1 protein-coding gene and 1 pseudogene are annotated in these 1,155 nt (G+C 36.8%); both read right to left on the reverse strand.

Going from position 1 to position 1,155, the window contains the following annotated elements:
• Positions 1 to 161, reverse strand: a pseudogene (locus tag B0I26_RS18065) (amino acid permease); the annotation flags it as partial.
• 373 nt (positions 162 to 534) lie between these two features.
• Positions 535 to 1,155: APC family permease (locus B0I26_RS18070; protein ID WP_146612835.1), on the reverse strand; the 621-nt coding region annotated here is incomplete at its 5' end.

Here is a 1,155-nt window from a genome sequence, read left to right on the forward strand (position 1 = left end):
GAAGCCGCAACTCCTGTTAAGACGAAGATTCCTGTACCGATGATCGCGCCAATCCCGAGCATCGTTAAGTCAAATGCTCCTAACTCTTTTTTCAAAGACACACCTTTGGCGCCTGTTTCTTTCAGAAGAACATCAATAGACTTTTTTCGAAACAAACTCATATAATGTCTCTCCTTGTCGTTTTTTGTCGTTTGATGAAGAACATTGTAGAAAAATTCTACAATACTTTTTAATTATTGTAAAGTTCTAAAATGAAAGAAAACTTAAAAATCCTTTATTTTCTTCATTTTTCATTTTTTAATACTTTACTAAAAAATTGAATGAAATCAGGAAAACTTCAGCTTACTATTGAGTAGGTTGAGAATTAAACACCATTACTATTCACCCTAAACATATTTCCCACATTTTAAAAGAAAAAAGGGCTGACCCATAAGTATCTGACCTCACGTGCATTTCACAATATATAGTTCATTTATGTCCTATATATTGTGCTGTGTGGTCTGACACTTTGCTTTGGGACAGCCTCTTATAAATTTAGCCAACTTTTTTTTCAACATTCTCAATATCATTAAGCGTGCTATTCTTGCGGCCATACAAGAAGTAAATAACAATCCCGATAAATAGCCATGCAGCGAAGCTAAGCCATGTTGTTGCCGGCAATTGAAGAACTAAATAACCGCAAAATGCAACAGCCAACAAAGGAATGAGCGGAACCATCGGAACTTTAAATGCGCGTTTTAAGTTTGGTTGTGTTTTCCGTAAAATTAATACGCCAATGGATACAGTCATAAAGGCAAACAATGTTCCGATGTTCGTTAATTCCGCAAGTTTATTTAGAGGAAGTACGCCAGCAAAAAACGCTGCAAATGAACCAACTAACCATGTATTGATAAGCGGCACCTTTTTCCGTTCACTAACTTTAGAAAATACTTTAGGCAACAAGCCGTCGCGGCTAATCGCATAAAACAAACGGGTTTGGCTGTATAGCATAACAAGCAGTACGGTTGTAATACCTGTAATTGCGCCTAATGAAATAAATCCGGCTACCCAGTCTTGATTGATGTAGCTCAATGCGAAGGCAACAGGATTTTTTACGCCTAATTGATCATACGGAACAATCCCTGTTAGCACTAAAGATACGGCAATGTATAAAAG

This window comes from Paranoxybacillus vitaminiphilus (assembly GCF_003259935.1).
GTDB lineage: Bacteria > Bacillota > Bacilli > Bacillales > Anoxybacillaceae > Paranoxybacillus > Paranoxybacillus vitaminiphilus.